Raw genomic sequence first — 15,497 nt, forward strand, 5'->3', positions numbered from 1 at the left:
ATCCGCTATGAAGCAAAACCGCGCCGCATCCGGCCGGAAACGCAGGCGGGAGGGCACAGGACCACTTACCTACGACCGCTTGTCCGCGATGTTCAAAAAAACACCGGCCAGCCACTCCTTGACCTGATCTACCACCCCGAACACCCTCGATCGACGCCGCAGCCGGACGCAGAACGATGTAGACCCAATCATCATTGCGATTCGGCGCCGGAGGGGCGCCCACCGCTACTCAATTCGTGCCTGTACAGGCTCTAGCGAGTCACCCTCAAGCGAGGCAGGAATGTCAGTGCCTCTGCATAAGATCGATACATGAAAACGGTCTCATTGTTCAGCGGATGCGGCGGGATGGACATTGGCGCATCGAGTGCTGGTGCCGAAGTGATTTACGCCTCCGACATCCTCAACGAGGCTGCCGCAACATACCGAGAGCAGTTTCCCGAAGTCGACTTTGTGCATGGCGACATAAAGAAAATCGACTCCTGGCCTGCCGCCGACCTGATCGTCGGCGGTTATCCCTGCCAGTCCTTTTCAATGGGCGGACGCCGCAAGCCGGAGGACGATCGGCGGACGCAGCTTTACAACGATTTCGCCCGGGCAGTAGACACAGTCAACCCAAAATTCTTCGTAGCGGAAAACGTAAGCGGGCTGAAGAGCGTGCAGGGAGGTCACTGGCTTCGCGAACAACTCGATTTATTCAGCGGTTTGGGGAAGCTCGGCGGTTATAACCTCAGTTACTCGCTCCTAAAGGCCGAGGATTATGGCGTTCCACAAAAGCGACGTCGACTTTTCATAGTGGGAGTCCGTAGGGATCAGGGCGCCTTCTACGACTTTCCGCGACCAACCCATGCAAAGGCGACTGACGCATCGCGATTGGGCCTACTCCCGTTCGCCTCTCATGGCGACGCGATCGCGCATCTTCCGAAATGGCCGTCCGGCGAATTCTACGAGCGACCTCATGATCCCGAGGGCCACTGGTCTTGGTACTACATGAGTCGCAACCGCAAGGCTCGATGGGATGACCCAGGATTCACCGTCGTTGCCAATTGGAGGCATACAACGCTGCACCCGGCGTCTCCCATCATGACAATGACTTGGTCGAACCTTGCGGATGGTTTCAAGCAGCGTTGGGATTTCCAGCACGGCGAATATGAACATCTTCTTGGACATGAGGATCGCATGCACCTGGAGGAGCCTCGTCGTCTATCATGGCGCGAAGCGGCAGCAATCCAAACGTTCCCCGCTGACTTCGTTCCGTCGGGGACGACGGAACGCAAATTCGAACAGGTTGGCAATGCCGTTCCGCCGCGACTTGCGGAGGCGGTCTTAAAGTCGCTGGTTTCCGGATCCGGGCTCACTGATCGACGCGCAGAATCACATCCCGCGTCCAAAACTACAGATGAGATTCCTGTTCTGTTCTAACGCTCTTGTTCGTCGACCGGCCACAGGTCGGCATAAAGAGTTTGCGCCTTGCTGGCAAGCGTCGACGGTGGCGCAGGCTCTAGTAGGAAGTAACCGCTATCCCATGTCGCGTCGAGTATTTTCGGATACCACTTGAGTTGTCCGCCGCTCTGGCCGTACCACTCCCACAACCGGTAGCCGTCAGGCGTATATCCGGTGATTCGCTGACCAGCGCGCTCCCACAAAAGATTGTTAGGCTCCAGCAAGGTTAGAGGGAACCACAATATTCGCCACTGTGTCCAGGTCGAATCGTGTACCAAGTGCAGGTAGCTACTCCTGGCTACATCTACTAACCGCCGTTCTTCTTCATGCCATTCAATCACTTGGTGGATCAGCGCATCCCCAGCCTCCTTCGCTTGCTCATTCCAGTCCAATCCCAGGGCATTCAAACGATCGTGCGCCTTCTTAGCACTGTTGTGCAGCTCGCTCAGAACATAGATTTCGCTGGTGATTCTCGAGGTCTTGATCGACAATCCATAGGGCAACGGCGAGTCCCCTGATGGAATGAGAACATCGAATACACCCTTACCCTCAGGCGCTAGGCCGCTGAACGCAGCCGCTACAGCACGCTCTGCGTCTCGCCAACCTGGCATCGTCTGTCCGCCTACCGTTTGCATTCCGCTTCCGTCACGAAATGAACTCAATATCAACCGCAGGCGTGTTAATTCATCGTTCGAGGGTGGACGATCGCGAAACGGCATCCTCATTGCGGCGCTCGCAGCAGATCCTCGAGCGGCACCCCGAGAGCATCTGCGATCGCATAGCAGTTGGCAAGTGCGACGTTTCTCTCGCCGCGCTCGACCGAACCGAGGTACGTACGGTGCACTCCGGCAGCGTGCGCCAAGTGCTCCTGCGACAACGATCGCTCGAGACGCACGCGCCTAATGTTCTCGCCGAACAGTTGCAACCGCTGCTGAAGCTTGGGCGACGAACTCATAAGAAGAGTCCATCGAAGTGCTGACTATAAGTCGACAGACTATAAGTAGCGTATCGCATGCACATGAAGGGCAGACTCGAAGGTCCCGCTTCGAAGTTGGTTCGTATTCGCCCACCGCGGAAGTGGGCCTCCCTATGCACCAGAAGGAGTCGGAAGGCGCCGCTGCACGGGCGGCGAAGCACCGGGTCGGATGAACGTACCTTCTACTTCTCTCCTACTGTTTTGATGGTCGCCAATGCGCTGATCTCGCTGGACCGCCGCACGTTCTAGAGGCTTAGGACGCGCGAAGTAGAGCTGGCCCCGCGGCACCGACGACTCCGGCGTCGTCACCATCCGCTACAACTCGAAATTCCACCACATCGGCATCGGCCGGGAGCACAAACGACAGCGCGTCCGGCTGCTCGTCCACGCCGGCACATCCGCGTCATCCACACCGACACCGGACAGCTGCTTCGCGAGCTCACCCTCGACCCCACCAAGGACTACCAACCCCGAAAACCACAAAACGCCCTCCCGAAGGAGAGCGAAATGTGAACCATGTCTCGAGACATCTGTGAACGATGTCCCGACACATGACAATTATCGGGATGACAGATTTTGAACCTGCGACCCCTTGGAGGATTCCTCACTTTTCCGGCTTTCGCCAGACGTCTCAGAAACTCGCGGATTACCTGAGGTTTGATGTGAACCAGGCGGTTCGCTGCCTCCAATTCTACCCCGTCTCTCCTGGTCGCTCGCGGTTGTTTGTGATGGGTAAAAGATGGGATTCTCGACGGCTCCGAACCGGCAGTGGTGAATCTGGACTTGCCCGACTTCCACGACCGACGTGGTTCTGGGTTCAGCTTGGCCCGTTTTAGCGGGTTCAAGCTGTATGGGCGCACCCATGAAGTCGCATCCGTGCGGATCACCTATATTGGCGGCGAAGTGCGGTCGCCGGTCCCCTCCCCGCGTGGAGGTGCCCATCCTGGCGATCCCGCAGCTATGAGTGTCGACTTAGTGCCGAATCGGCCTTTGCGCGCCAAGTCTCGAGGATTTCGACGACGAAGAACTCGCCCCTAGTCGGCCGTTCTCAATAGGGGGACTTGATCCCATGACCGACGGCTCCAGCGAGCGACGGTGGGCATCAACCCACGCCTTGCCACCTCGAGTGATCTGGATCCGATCAGGTTCTTTCCTGTGCGGCGTCGTTCAAGTCATCCTGAGTACGCGTGCGTTTTCGAAGCTCGAGAGAGACGTGTGGGGTTTCGCCCTACACGCGCCCTCAGGTTTCGGCCGACACGAGGATCTCACTCAGCAGGCCCTCTTCCTCGCCGCTGATGGAGCCGATGATCGTGACTCTGTCGAGGTACTGATTGCGGTACTCGCAGCTGGTCTCAGGCAGCAGGAGGCAGGCATGGCAAGCGGCGAGGTTGAGGCCGTCGCTGCCGGAGGGGCCGGACTCCGCGCAGACCGGGTCATTAGTGCACCAGCTCGCTCGCGATAGCGCACGGATAATGGTGTCTGCCAGCACTTCGTCCTTCGAAAGCGCCGCCAGCCCGCCGAGGCTGCCGGCAGCATCGGACGACGCCGTGTAGATGAGTACCCCAGCCTGATCAGGGGCAGCATACACACGCTCGCGGAGCGAGCCGACCGGGTATCCTGCGTCGAGGCTGAGCTCCTGCAGCAAGGCGTGCGCGAACGAGTGGATCGCGACGAATCGGGCTGCTGGGCCTTCAGGTGCTGGCAGGTCGGACTCCGCCGCGCGCAAGCACAGCGATTCCGTGATTTTCGCCACCTGAGAGGCGGCGAGTCCGGTCGATTCCCACTTAGCGACGAACTGCTCACTGAGACGAACGAAGATACCTTCGCCAAGCACTTCGGTTGCTGGGAGCCACGAAGGTGCCTGCTCGCTGAGCTTGGCGCTGCGCGGCGAGACAGATGCCGTCGGGCTCGACGTCACTCGGGTGAAGCCGTGCAGGGCCCGGACTTCGCGAAGGCGGGAGACCTTCGACACTTGTTCGAGAACGCCGTCGAGGCGCGCGTCGACGTCGACTTCGGTACAGCGAAACGTATCCAGACGCCCACCGTCATGGCCGGCGATCAGGGCGTGGTACTCCTCCTCGCGCAGCTCGGCTTCAGTCGGCTCGGAGTCGGACTGGAGCGCCTTGCGCCGACGCACGGTGTCAAGGATCCCCGCCGCGTCCAACCCTGGCTTTCCAGAAATCATCGCCGGGAGCGCCGCGCTTAGATTCTCCAGGGGGAAGTGCTCGAGCACGGTCCAGTTCTTGGTCACGAATTGAGAGTTCGGGCTGGACCACGGCGGGATCGAGATCGTCGACCGCACCTCAGCGAACCAAACGTTCGACGAGCCGCGCTGGAGAGCTCGGAGCGGCTTGTCACAGGTCTCGTCGGCCGAGTCAGGCAGCCACGGACGCTTGCCGCCGCACGATCTGATCGTCCGAAGCGCATTCCGCGCGAAGGAGCCCTCAAGCGAGTACGACTTCACGCCGCACGAACAGCTGATGACGATGTCCGAGAGAGAGGACGAGGCTCCACGCGAATTCAATGTGAGCGAATGCCTACCGCCCGCAGGCGCTTCCCCGCGGTGGACCCATTGGAAGTAGGGGAACTCCTCGATGTGCCCGTTCTCGCAGCACGCGACGAAACGCGACGGGGTGATGTCACGCTCGCACCCTGCGCAGACCATTCGCTTCGAGTCGAACTTCCAGAACGGTGCGAGCGTCCGACACTGCGGGCAGTACTGGTAAGCGGGGAAGCGAACCGCAGGGACGTCGCCGGTCTTTCGTCCGGTCGACGGCGCATAGAACCCGCTCACTCTCAGCGACCTCGCGAGCCTCGGTTCCTCGACTCGCAGGCTGTCGCTCGTATACCAGTCATCGAGTCCGCAGATCATGAAGCTTTGATCACCGGCCGGGAAGAGCGAACCGATCCCGTACGTGCTCACGAGTTGGCTCTGCCGGGCCTTGGGGCGCTCACTCGTCGCCATGCTGCGTCACCGCTTTCTTGCTCGGGCTGATGATCTTCAGTGTGCTTTCCTGATCGACGTTTCGGAGACTCGTGAGGGTCGCCCACGACACTTCGGTCGGCGGGAACTCAGCGGCTAGGCCGTCATCCCCGCCGGGTTTCGTCGAAAGGACACCTGCGGGAACCATCAACGACTTGATGCCGGAGACGCCCTTCCAGTTCGCGTACTGCACGACATCCTTGTCCTCGACTGCGCGACCCCAAGTGAGCACGAGCTCCTCGAGCGCCTCTTCGACCTGCTCCACCGCTTCCGGGCTCACCTGCTCCGCACGCTCAGAGATGACCCGTGCAAGCGTTCGAAGAGTCTCCATCTCGATCGGGACCGCCACCGACTTCTCGCTCGCGGCTCCGGCGGTCAGGTGTCGAGCCAGGATGATGAGCACACCGTGCAGCCCGCGGTCCAGGGCACGCTCGGCAAAGGGTGTCGCCCCAGTGGCCTCGACCTGCTTGTACAGTGCGCGGTGGTACGTCGTGAAGCCCTCGTAGTGCGAGAGGTCGCGCGAGCGCTGTGCGTTGAACAGCGCGAACACGAGGCCGGGGTGACGACGACCGACACGGCTCGTCGATTGGATGTATTCCGCCGTGGTCTGCGGCTGCCCCATCACCACCATAAGCCCGAGCCGGTCGACGTCGACGCCGACGGAGATCATGTTCGTGGCGAGCACGATGTCCGGGCTTTCAGGATCCGGGATCGACTTCTGGAGAATGCCGAGCTCCCGCGGAATGTCGCTCGACTTGATGCGAGATGTGAGCTCGCCGGGATCGCGGGTCTCGCGCATCTGACGTCCGTTGCGCTTCGCCACGACCTTGATGCGGTCACGTACGTCGTCGATTGACTGGATGTATGCGGCGCCCAGAACCCGAAGGCTGTTGAAGTATCCGAGCAGCGTCCAGTACGCATCCTTCACCTCGTCAGGGGCGTCGAGGTCGCTCGCGCCCTGGAGCAGCGCGGCATACGTCCGGACCAGGAGCGTCGCATGACTCGTCGTCGGGGCCAACAACCCGACGTACCGTCGGGTTCCCTTTTCCTCGGCGGGCGCATCGACCGCGAAGAAGGAGTCGGTCGCATCGAGGCCCGGTGGCGGGAACTGCCTCGATTCACGCGCGAATACCGCCTTCACTTGTTCATCGGCCCGACGGATGGTCGCCGTCGACGCGACGAGCTTGGGCCTCGCGCCACTCTCGTCATCCGTCGACAGTCGATCGATCGCGGTCTCGTACAATCCCACCAACGTGCCGAGCGGTCCGCTGATCAAGTGCAGTTCGTCCTGCACGATGAGATCTGGAGTTGCATCGCCTGCCGCACCGAACAGCCGGCCGCTCCGCTCGTTCCACGCGAGCATCGCGAACTTGTCGACTGTGCCGATGACCAGTGAGGGACGCTCGGCGTAGACGTCGGAGTCGATGAGATGCACCGGGAGCCCACTGCGAAAGCGGCAATCCCCGTTCGGGCACTTGACGAGCATCCGATCCGCTGGCTTGTCGATGTGGTAGTCGTCAGGGTTCAGATCGGAACCGCACCACGGGCATTTCAGCAGCTGCACGGGGTCGCCGTTCTCACCTGCGTCCTCACCTGCGCGACGCTTCCGAAGTGCTGCGGCGGCCTTCGCCAGGTCGTTCGGAGTCGCACCTTGGCCGACCCAGAGGCCGACGGAGAAGGGCGCCTTGGCGACAAGATCCGTGCCATCCGCGCTTTCGCGATAGTTTTCGAGCGCGCAAATAAGGCCGGCCGCTCGTTCGAACTGCTGCAGGGTGAGCAACCGCAACGTGTATCGCATGATGACGCCGACACCGGCCCCGCTTTCGACGCCGCGTTCCTCTCGGAGTCGTCGGAGCACCAGGGTGAATGCGATGAGCCCCAGATAGGCCTCGGTCTTCCCACCACCGGTCGGGAACCATAGCAGGTCGGCCAAATCGCGCTCCGGGCTCGACGGGTCGACGAGGCCTTGGATGTTGATGAGCACGAATGCGAGCTGGAACGGCCGCCATTCGGCGGCGACGTCCTCGGGCGGCTCATCCAGCCCCCGGCGGATCATCTCTTGCCGAAGACGCTGCTGCCGCATGACCGAATTCATGACTCGGAACGCCCGCTCCGCCTGCGGGTCGTTCTCGAGCAATGCGATCCCTCGCCGCATGCGGTCGGCCGCGATACGGGCGTCATCGAGGTTGGACTCCGCGGTGCCGACGAAGTCCGACCCTAGGGCCGAAGTCTCACCCCTCTTCAGCTCGATCCATGATTCATACGAGTCGACAAGTGCATGTAAGGGTGCGAATTGCCCTGGTTTCGCAAGATCATCCATCCCGAGCGCCGGCACGTCATCCCGATCGGCCTTCGCCAGCTTCAGGTCGTGCTGCGGGAAGAACGTGGTCGCCACCTCCGTGACGATGTCGTCCTCGGCCCAGGTCACGGCCACCCCATGACCGATCGCGAGGTGCCGCTGCTGGCGGTACAGGAGCTCTCCGCTTTGCTCGTCCTTGTCGAGATGTGTGAAGTAGTCGCTCCGCCGACGATCGACGAACTCACCATCGAACGCCCGAACACGGACCACGGGACGGAACCAGCAAACGGCATCCGTGCCACCCTTCTCGGGGCGCGGGAACGTGTTCTGCAGCACGAGTGTGCTGCTGATCACGCCGTCCTTGTTCGGACGGAGCAGGACACGCAAGTCGAGGCCGTCAGCAACCGGGACCCGGGCGAGATGACCGTCATCGATTACCTCGATCTTCGTCGTCGGATGCTCGAGGGAAACCCGCCGCCACATGCCCTTCGGCCCGCGCGTGACCCGCGCTCCGACTTCGTCGTCACTCTCGGCGGCTTCACCTTCGACGAGCTCATAGCGGTCTGCTTCGATCTCGATCTCGAGCCGCTTCGTCCCTGCTGCAAGGCCGAAGGTCATGCCGATCGTAGAGGGATACCGCATGTGCGCCAGCGACACTCCGGGATCGAAGTCAGCGTCGGGCGCGGTGCCGGCCTCCGCGTCCGGCTGCTCGTTCGCGAGTTCGGCGGTCCCGAGCCCCCCGTTGACTGTCGGGTGCAGGATGCCCATCACGAATCGATCGAGCGGCGGCTCCGTGAGTTGTTCATCGTTCGAGCTGCCGTAGAGGTCCGAGACGACCGCTTCGACCATTCGTTCCCGCGCTTCGTACCACGGGTCAAGCTTTGACATCGTCCGTTCCCTTCCAACTCACATTGAGCATCCCCACTGCGAACGGTGCCAGCCACAGTCCGTGGCGGCCGACAGACCCTGTTTGCGGTTGGCCCGCAACGGTGCCAACGCTTTCGACTCTGGCACCGGACAGCGCAGGCCAGGGCGCGCGTCCTTTTCTCGGCCCCAGACGGCTGGAGAGCGACTCCCCGAACTCGGTCGATGTCCGCGAAATGACCAGATCTTGGTGCAGCACGTCATAGACCGGCAGTTCAAGGGTCGAACGCATCGGGTCGAGCCGGAACGCGAGCGGATCTCCGATCCCCATGTCGTGTTGCAGGCGGGCCTGAACCACTGCTTGGTCGGCACCGCCAGGCTTGGTTTGATCGAGATCACCGACCGTGAGCTCTACGCCGAACGTCTGCCAGCGCATCCGCCCTTTGACGAACCATCGTGACGCCCGTCCTCGCACGACGTTGCGATCATCGGGCCCGTTCGCCCTGACAATGACGTTCTTCGCCCGCGTGATCGCGACGAAGCGTCGCCGGCTCTCGTCGGCGGGCTCGTTAGCGGCTATCCATGGTTTGTCCTGGAATTCCACGAGGACGACGTTGTCGAACTCGAGGCCCTTTGCGCGATGCACGGTCGACACGACGAAATCTGCTGCAGGTGCATCAAGGAAGTTCGGGGGAAGCGCTCGCCTCGACTTCAATCTCGAAGCGAGTCTGGGGATGTCGATTTCCGAACCGCGCCCCCCGACGAGACCTCGGATACCAAGCCAGGATCGGTGCCCGTCCAGCGCCGTGTCATGTTCATCCAGGAGGTCGTCGAAGGCTCCGCGCGAGAGGGTTTTCGCCGGCGCGTCGGCAAGCAGCTTCGCGATCCAGGATGCGAGCACCCGTTGATCCGCTCGCCGACGGAGCTCGACCGATGCGCCTGATGCAGCGATCTCCGCCGAGGTGAGGAGTGCTTGACCATTGGTTTCCGTCAGGAACGCTGTCCGCCCGGGCCAACGTTCTGCCGTCCTGACCACGTCGGCGACGGTGCCTCCTCGCGGGGTCCGGGCGACGAAGTCCTCTATCGCGCTGCTGCCGTCGGCTATGAGCACGAGTCGCCTCAGGCCGGCCGCAGCGACGGCGTCCCGACTGCGTGCACGGTACTGGCCTTCGAGTACGCGCTCGACAGCCCCGCCGGATTCGACGAGTTCAGTGATGAGCTGTTGCGATGTTGTAGTCGACTTCGGGGGTCGACCATTGTTGTCGGGACGGATCTGGAAGTCGTAAATTCCCTGAGCCGGGTCGCCGAGGGCCGTGAATCCTGAATCCTCGGGCAGCGCCTGAACCACCTGGATCAGAAAGTCGGCGCGAACACCGACGACATCCTGAACCTCATCGATGATCAGGTGTTCGATTCGCTCGAGTCGTTCCCATCCGTCGGCGATGATTCGGGTGGCCATTTCGATTCGCTCATCGAAGCTCAGTCCTTCCGTCTCGTCTTCGGCGAGATCTCCCAGTGCTTCGCCGGCGAGGCTGTCCATGGTTCGGACGGTGACCGGACCTATCTGCGATTTGCGGAGTCGTGCTTCCACTGCGAATACTGCCGCATTCGAAAAGCTGACGACGAGGACCCCTCCGTCGGCGTCGACGCCTTGTTCGTCGATGAGATGCTCAACAAGCGCGGCGACCACCTCGGTCTTGCCTGCTCCAGGCCCCGCGACGACGACTTGCCGCTCATCCGCCGTGATCTCGACAACTCTGCGCTGACTATCGTCGAGGTTCACGTGGATTCCACAGGTATTCGAACTGGTTGAACGCGAGCTTGTCTCCGAACTTGGAGAAGTTGTCACGGACGTTGACGATGAGGACCTCGTTCGATCCTCCGTTCTTCGGACCGCGTAGCCCGCGCCCGACCATCTGCTGGTACGCATTCGGGCTGAAGGTCGGTCGAGCCAGGACGACCGCCTGTACCTTCGGCGCGTCGAATCCCTGGCTCAGGACGCCGAAGTTCGTCAGCACCCGTATCCGGCCGGCCTTGAACTCGTCGATGTAGTGCCGGCGAGCTGCTGGGTCCGTATCCGAGGAAATCGAGACCGCAGGGATACCGCGGTGTGAGAGAAGGGCAGCAAGAACGCGAGAGTTCTCCACCGAGGGGGCGAAAGCGAGGATGCTCCAATCATCTGGGAGGTCGGCGATGGTGTCGACGACGCGAAGTGTGCGGAGCTCGTTGGCTCCGAGTTCCTCGGCGACTCCTACAGGAATGCGGCCGAGTCGCTCGATTTCATCGACGTCCCCGGCCGAGAGTTGGACGTCGACGCCATCCAAAATCCGCTGTCGGACATTCGCGAGCACCCCCATCTCCTGCAGTTCTTCGTACGGGTCCTCTCGGATGAAAGCTCCCCGGTCGAGTCGGTTGGAGTCGTATCGGGCCACCAGTCGCTTGGTTTCCTCGTCTGAGTCGACGCCGCGGAACGGCGTCGCCGTCAGCCCGATCAGCGGCAACCGCTCATCCTTGACACGACCACGCGTGTGCCGCCCGAGCCATTCGAGAACCGACGTGTAGGAACTCGCGATTGAGGTGTGGGCCTCGTCGATCACGACCACGGACGGTGCGCGAAGCCACTCATAGTCCGAAGCATCACGATCCACGATCGAGCCGAGCTTCTGAATCGTCGCGATGATCAGTTGGAAGGCGCCGGGCTCTTCAGGCACTTCGTTATTAGCCCACAGGCGCCCGAGCCGCATGGGTGCCTGCGGCCCGATGGCACGCCACACGTACGTCCATGTCTCCGCGGCCTGTTCGCAGAGCTCATCCGTCTGCGCGATCCACAGCAGCGGCACGTCCGTGGAGATGTCACCGTTCCGCACTCCATCCACAAGTGCCTGCACGGTGACTCGAGTCTTTCCGGCACCAGTCGGGAGCGAGACCATCCCGCGATCGGGTCCGATATTCCGGAGCAGGGCGGTGATCCGCTCGGTCACGAACTCCTGATAGACGTGGAGCTCTCCGAGAACGGCAGGCCCATCGATGATCTCCACCGCTGGCCTGGAACTGCTGGCGAAGCCCGCCCACTCAGGAGGGAATCCGAGGGAATCGACCCAATGTCGTGTGACGCGGCGACCGGCCCATTCTTTCGGCGGCTGCAGTCCGCGCTCGTCAAGCGCGGTTCGCAGATGCTTCAGGATGGTGACGCCGTGCACCGAACGAGCGAGCGCTGCGACCTCCGTAGGCTCAATCCCTCCGGGGCGCTGTTCGAGGATGGACAGGGCCTGCGCAGGGACCGTCCGTCGTAGCGCGTCGACGCCTACCGCTTCCAACAGACGCTGGTCATCGTCGGCGGCCGCCTTGATCTTCGTTCTGCGCTGGTCGGCGGCCATCGCGGCCATATCGTCGAGGATCTTATTGATGTGCAGGCGGTCGAGGCCGAGCCCGAGGACCGTCGAGATCTGTTGAAGCCGCGCCGCTTCATCGTGGGCCGTGACATAGACCGTGTCTCCTTCACGGCGCGCCGCTATCGGTCTCGGGATCTGTCCGTTGGGGGTCGCGACCATCTTGACGATCCGCGCCGCAGACTGGAGCTTGATGTCGGCATCGGAGAAGTCAATGAAAAGCTTGAGCGGCGGGAACACGTCGGTGAGGTAGCTCGGCTCGCCCAGTGGTTCGACGACGGTCTCCTCCTGTAGGAGGTCGGTCGCCTTTGGCATCTCCCAAAGTTCGAGAAAGCGCTCTTCGTCTTCTGCGGAGCACGCGAGCAGGACGGGGATCTGCGCTTCGAGCATCGATTCGTACACCGATGCGTCGGTCGTCACTCCGACGTTGCCGACCCTTACGCTCTGGCGACCGCGCCCGACACGGACGACGATCTCGCCGGGATCGATCTGGCCAGGAAGCCATGAGTAGAACTCGGAGCGGCGGATGTCGTCATCGTCTGTAGACGTCCACGAATCGGCGATCGCCTTGAGCGTGTTCCAGTCGTTCTTCGTATAGTCCGCTGGGTCCTCGGTGAGCTGGAGTGCGCGAGCGATCTTCTCCGGAAGCTCCAGGGCAGGTAGCACTTGAGGATCGACGAGTTCACTGGCACGAAGGACTCGACTGGGCTTCATCAATCCGAAAGTCGTCCGAAGCATCCCGTACTTGCGGAGGAACCACGCCGATGGTGCGATGACCGTGAACCGGCCATAGCTGCGGTTCGTAGCGTGCTTCACGGTCCAGTCGGAATCCAGGCCTTTCGAGATTAGGTAGTGCGTCATCGCCGCACGGGACTCGGCGGACATCGAGGTCAGGGGCTGCATCGGCCATGGGGCTGGCGGACCGTCGAACACCAGTTTGTCCTGGTCCGGCCTTGCACCCTTCTGTTGATCGATGAATGCGTCTGCGGCCATCTGGATGTAATCGTGCATCCATGACTCCCTGAGTGCGCCATGATGAAGCGTCGGCGCTTCGACCGCACCGAGGTCGCGGAGGAGCTCGTCGTCCTCACGATGCGTGATCGGATCGATGAGGAACCCACGGTCGCGGCTCCCGTCGGCTGGCACGATGACGCCGCCGAGGAAGGCTCGATCTATCGTCGCCCACTGCGCCGAGGCGACCCGGACGTGAACCTTGGACGCGAGCGGTTCGCCGAGGTCTTCCTGAAGGATTCGAAGTGATGTCTCGCGCGGGAGTTCACGCAGGATCGACCAGATCGTCGACCATGAGGAGGCGGCGCCTGACGCGGATGACTTGACACGCTCGAGCAGCGCTCGCAGTTCGCCCGCCCGGTCCATGACCACTACGCCGAGCTTCGCGAGGTCCTCCCGGACTCCAGGGACCGCTGCAAGTTCGGGATCCACGAACTGGACTCCTTCGCGCGCGTCTCCGTCGACACGTACGAACACTCTCCCGCGGAGGGGCGCCACGGCGGACCCGTCCGCGAGTCGCACTAACGGTGCCTTCATGACCTCGCGGCGAATGAGGGCTTGCCTGTCCGCGTCACGCGTGCGCTCATTCTCCGTCAGGATCCGCGCAGCCAGTGCGATCACGTTGGCCGACTGCTGAACGCTGCCGTCACGCATGAGACTCGTCAACCAGACGTCGATTCCCGCTGCGCTATGTGGCTTGTCAGATCGCTGCCAAGTCCGACGCTTCAGGCGATCGACCTTCTGAATGCGCTCATTCGTCCGGTATGCATGTGGATGGACCCATTCGTGCAGAGGTGCTTCCGGCACCTCTGCCCACGCCTCGAGCCAGCTGTTCTCGATCTCATTCTGCGCACTGAGATTCACCCAATTCAGCGCACTAGGAAGACAGAGGTCGTTCCTTGCATTCGGCAGCGACGGAACCATGCGAAGTCGGGCGTATACCTCATCGTTGATGAAGTCGTCAGCCCAGTTCCGCCGTTCGTCCCCACGGGCCGGGTAGAGGTCGAGGACGGTCTTGGCGTGCTCGGTCCCGCTGAATGCCTGAACCGCTTCCGCCACCAACTTAGGCAGTTGCTTGAGTAGCTCGCGATTGAACCGACCCTCGAGCAAGCCGGTACGATCGTCGCTCAACTTCCACGGGGCATTGAGCAGACCTGAAAGCGTAGTGACGAATCGGGTCGGGAAGTATGCCCAGAAGGAACCAAGGCGATCCGCACTCGCCGGCGGGATCTGGGTCGCATACTGGAGCTCTACCTGGGAACGGGCGGCGACGTAGCCTCCATCGGCGAGATCCGCGATTGTCGGCACCTGGGTAGCTCTCGCCACGCTCCAGCGAGTCGGTGGCTGATTCTCGACTCGCAGCGTCACCAGCCCGTCGTCGTCCACGCTCTGGGTGATCACACGGTGCTGTGGCCGCGAGGCTTTCCCCGGTCGCCCATCCGGGTCGGCCCCCGTCTCATTTCGCAGGGTTGCCTTTGTGACGTGCGGCGAGAACAGGACGAACTCGGATCTGAAATCGAAAAGCTTGTTCGATATCTCGAAATGGTCGCCGGAGAGCGGTGCCACAACGATAGTGCTCGCCCAGGTCATTAGTGGGACGAGGTTCGTGTCCTTCGCCGCTTCGAGGTCTGCGTCGATCGTCTTTGCGAGTCGCATCGTCGGGTACGCGCCGGAAGCGTAGCCCGCGTCCCTCAACGTGGCCCCGGACCACGCTTTTTCAAAGGCGAACGATACCGACCTGCTAAGCACTTTCGGGCTCTGCGAGATGGCGAGAATCGACTTGAATCCGATGCCGAACTTGCCGATACGCTCGTCGTCCTTGGTCGAGATGTCGGACGCCATCAGAGATCGCACACCTGCTTCGTCGAACGGCTCGCCATCATTCGCAACGTAGAGCGCGTTGCGGGTCAAAAGCACTTCGATCCGTCCGCCGCCTTTTCGAGCAGCATCGACCGCGTTCTGGACGAGCTCCTCCAGCTGACGTGTGGCATACCCGCCTTCGGAGATGCGACGCTCGTTGTTCGCGTCCTGAAGGACCCGGCTTGAATCCTTCGCATAGACGTTCAGGCAGATGTCGGTCTGATCCCACACGACGTCGACTAGTTCTCGCTGAGCAGGCCCCCATGGCTTCACGAGCGCTCAGTCCGCAGGACAACAGGGCACTTTCGTGAGCCGCCGGTCATCGATCGGTGCTCGATGGCAGTGCGCTCGTTCCATGACGGCGTAGGGAGCTCTGCGCCTCCAGACAGAGGGGAACGCAACTCGACTCGTGGAAGGTCGCGATTAAAGGAGATACGCGGCAAGGCATGCGCTCACATTTCGGGTCATCGGCGTTGATTGGGACGAAGGGTGCTTGCCAGCGTAGTCGTCGGAGTATCTGGCGCTCAGCTGGTAATTCGCTAGAAGGCGGACGACGGCCACGACATCTCACCCCCAATTCGGGGGCGGTACCGCCGCCGGACTGCTGGCGGTCCAGCGGTTAAGCCCCGAGTGATAGCTGAACGAATTCCGTCTGCTCTCGGTTGTGCCCCTACC

At 62.0% G+C, this 15,497-nt stretch carries 7 protein-coding genes; 1 reads left to right on the plus strand and 6 read right to left on the minus strand.

The features are described 5' to 3' along the window. The first annotated feature begins 309 nt into the window (after positions 1-309). Positions 310-1,419, plus strand: coding sequence for a DNA cytosine methyltransferase (locus EY822_RS01095; protein WP_150306584.1), 1,110 nt, complete (start codon positions 310-312; stop codon positions 1,417-1,419). Here the strand turns inward: EY822_RS01095 and EY822_RS01100 are convergent. The 6 genes from EY822_RS01100 to EY822_RS01125 all read right to left on the minus strand — a co-directional run bounded on the left by EY822_RS01100 (position 1,416) and on the right by EY822_RS01125 (position 15,053). After that, positions 1,416-2,075, minus strand: coding sequence for a hypothetical protein (locus EY822_RS01100; protein ID WP_150306585.1), 660 nt, complete (start codon positions 2,073-2,075; stop codon positions 1,416-1,418). The genes EY822_RS01095 and EY822_RS01100 overlap by 4 nt on opposite strands. 86 nt (positions 2,076-2,161) lie before the next feature. Continuing rightward, complete coding sequence (locus EY822_RS01105) at positions 2,162-2,395, minus strand: helix-turn-helix transcriptional regulator (protein ID WP_150306586.1); 234 nt, start codon at positions 2,393-2,395, stop codon at positions 2,162-2,164. 1,261 nt (positions 2,396-3,656) lie between these two features. Beyond that, positions 3,657-5,381: a DUF1998 domain-containing protein gene (drmB, locus tag EY822_RS01110; RefSeq protein WP_150306587.1), complete on the minus strand. Its 1,725-nt coding sequence runs from the start codon at positions 5,379-5,381 to the stop codon at positions 3,657-3,659. Continuing rightward, positions 5,368-8,355, minus strand: coding sequence for a helicase-related protein (locus EY822_RS01115; protein ID WP_227496925.1), 2,988 nt, complete (start codon positions 8,353-8,355; stop codon positions 5,368-5,370). The genes drmB and EY822_RS01115 overlap by 14 nt, the downstream gene beginning before the upstream one ends. Positions 8,356-8,572: 217 nt before the next feature. Further along, positions 8,573-10,345 (minus strand): UvrD-helicase domain-containing protein, encoded by a 1,773-nt coding sequence (locus EY822_RS01120; protein WP_227496926.1) that lies wholly within the window; start codon positions 10,343-10,345, stop codon positions 8,573-8,575. After that, entirely contained in the window at positions 10,329-15,053 is a 4,725-nt protein-coding gene (locus tag EY822_RS01125) for a DEAD/DEAH box helicase (protein ID WP_150306590.1), read from the minus strand. The genes EY822_RS01120 and EY822_RS01125 overlap by 17 nt, the downstream gene beginning before the upstream one ends. Between the last annotated feature and the right edge of the window lie 444 nt (positions 15,054-15,497).

It is taken from the genome of Planctomonas psychrotolerans, from assembly GCF_008642235.1.
In the GTDB taxonomy this organism is placed as follows: Bacteria; Actinomycetota; Actinomycetes; order Actinomycetales; family Microbacteriaceae; genus Planctomonas; species Planctomonas psychrotolerans.

Coding starts and splice junctions, on each gene's coding strand:
- EY822_RS01105 (WP_150306586.1), bottom strand. CDS start 2,395: ATGAGTTCGTCGCCCAAGCTTCAGCAGCGGTTGCAACTGTTCGGCGAG.
- EY822_RS01100 (WP_150306585.1), bottom strand. CDS start 2,075: ATGCAAACGGTAGGCGGACAGACGATGCCAGGTTGGCGAGACGCAGAG.
- EY822_RS01095 (WP_150306584.1), top strand. CDS start 310: ATGAAAACGGTCTCATTGTTCAGCGGATGCGGCGGGATGGACATTGGC.
- drmB (WP_150306587.1), bottom strand. CDS start 5,381: ATGGCGACGAGTGAGCGCCCCAAGGCCCGGCAGAGCCAACTCGTGAGC.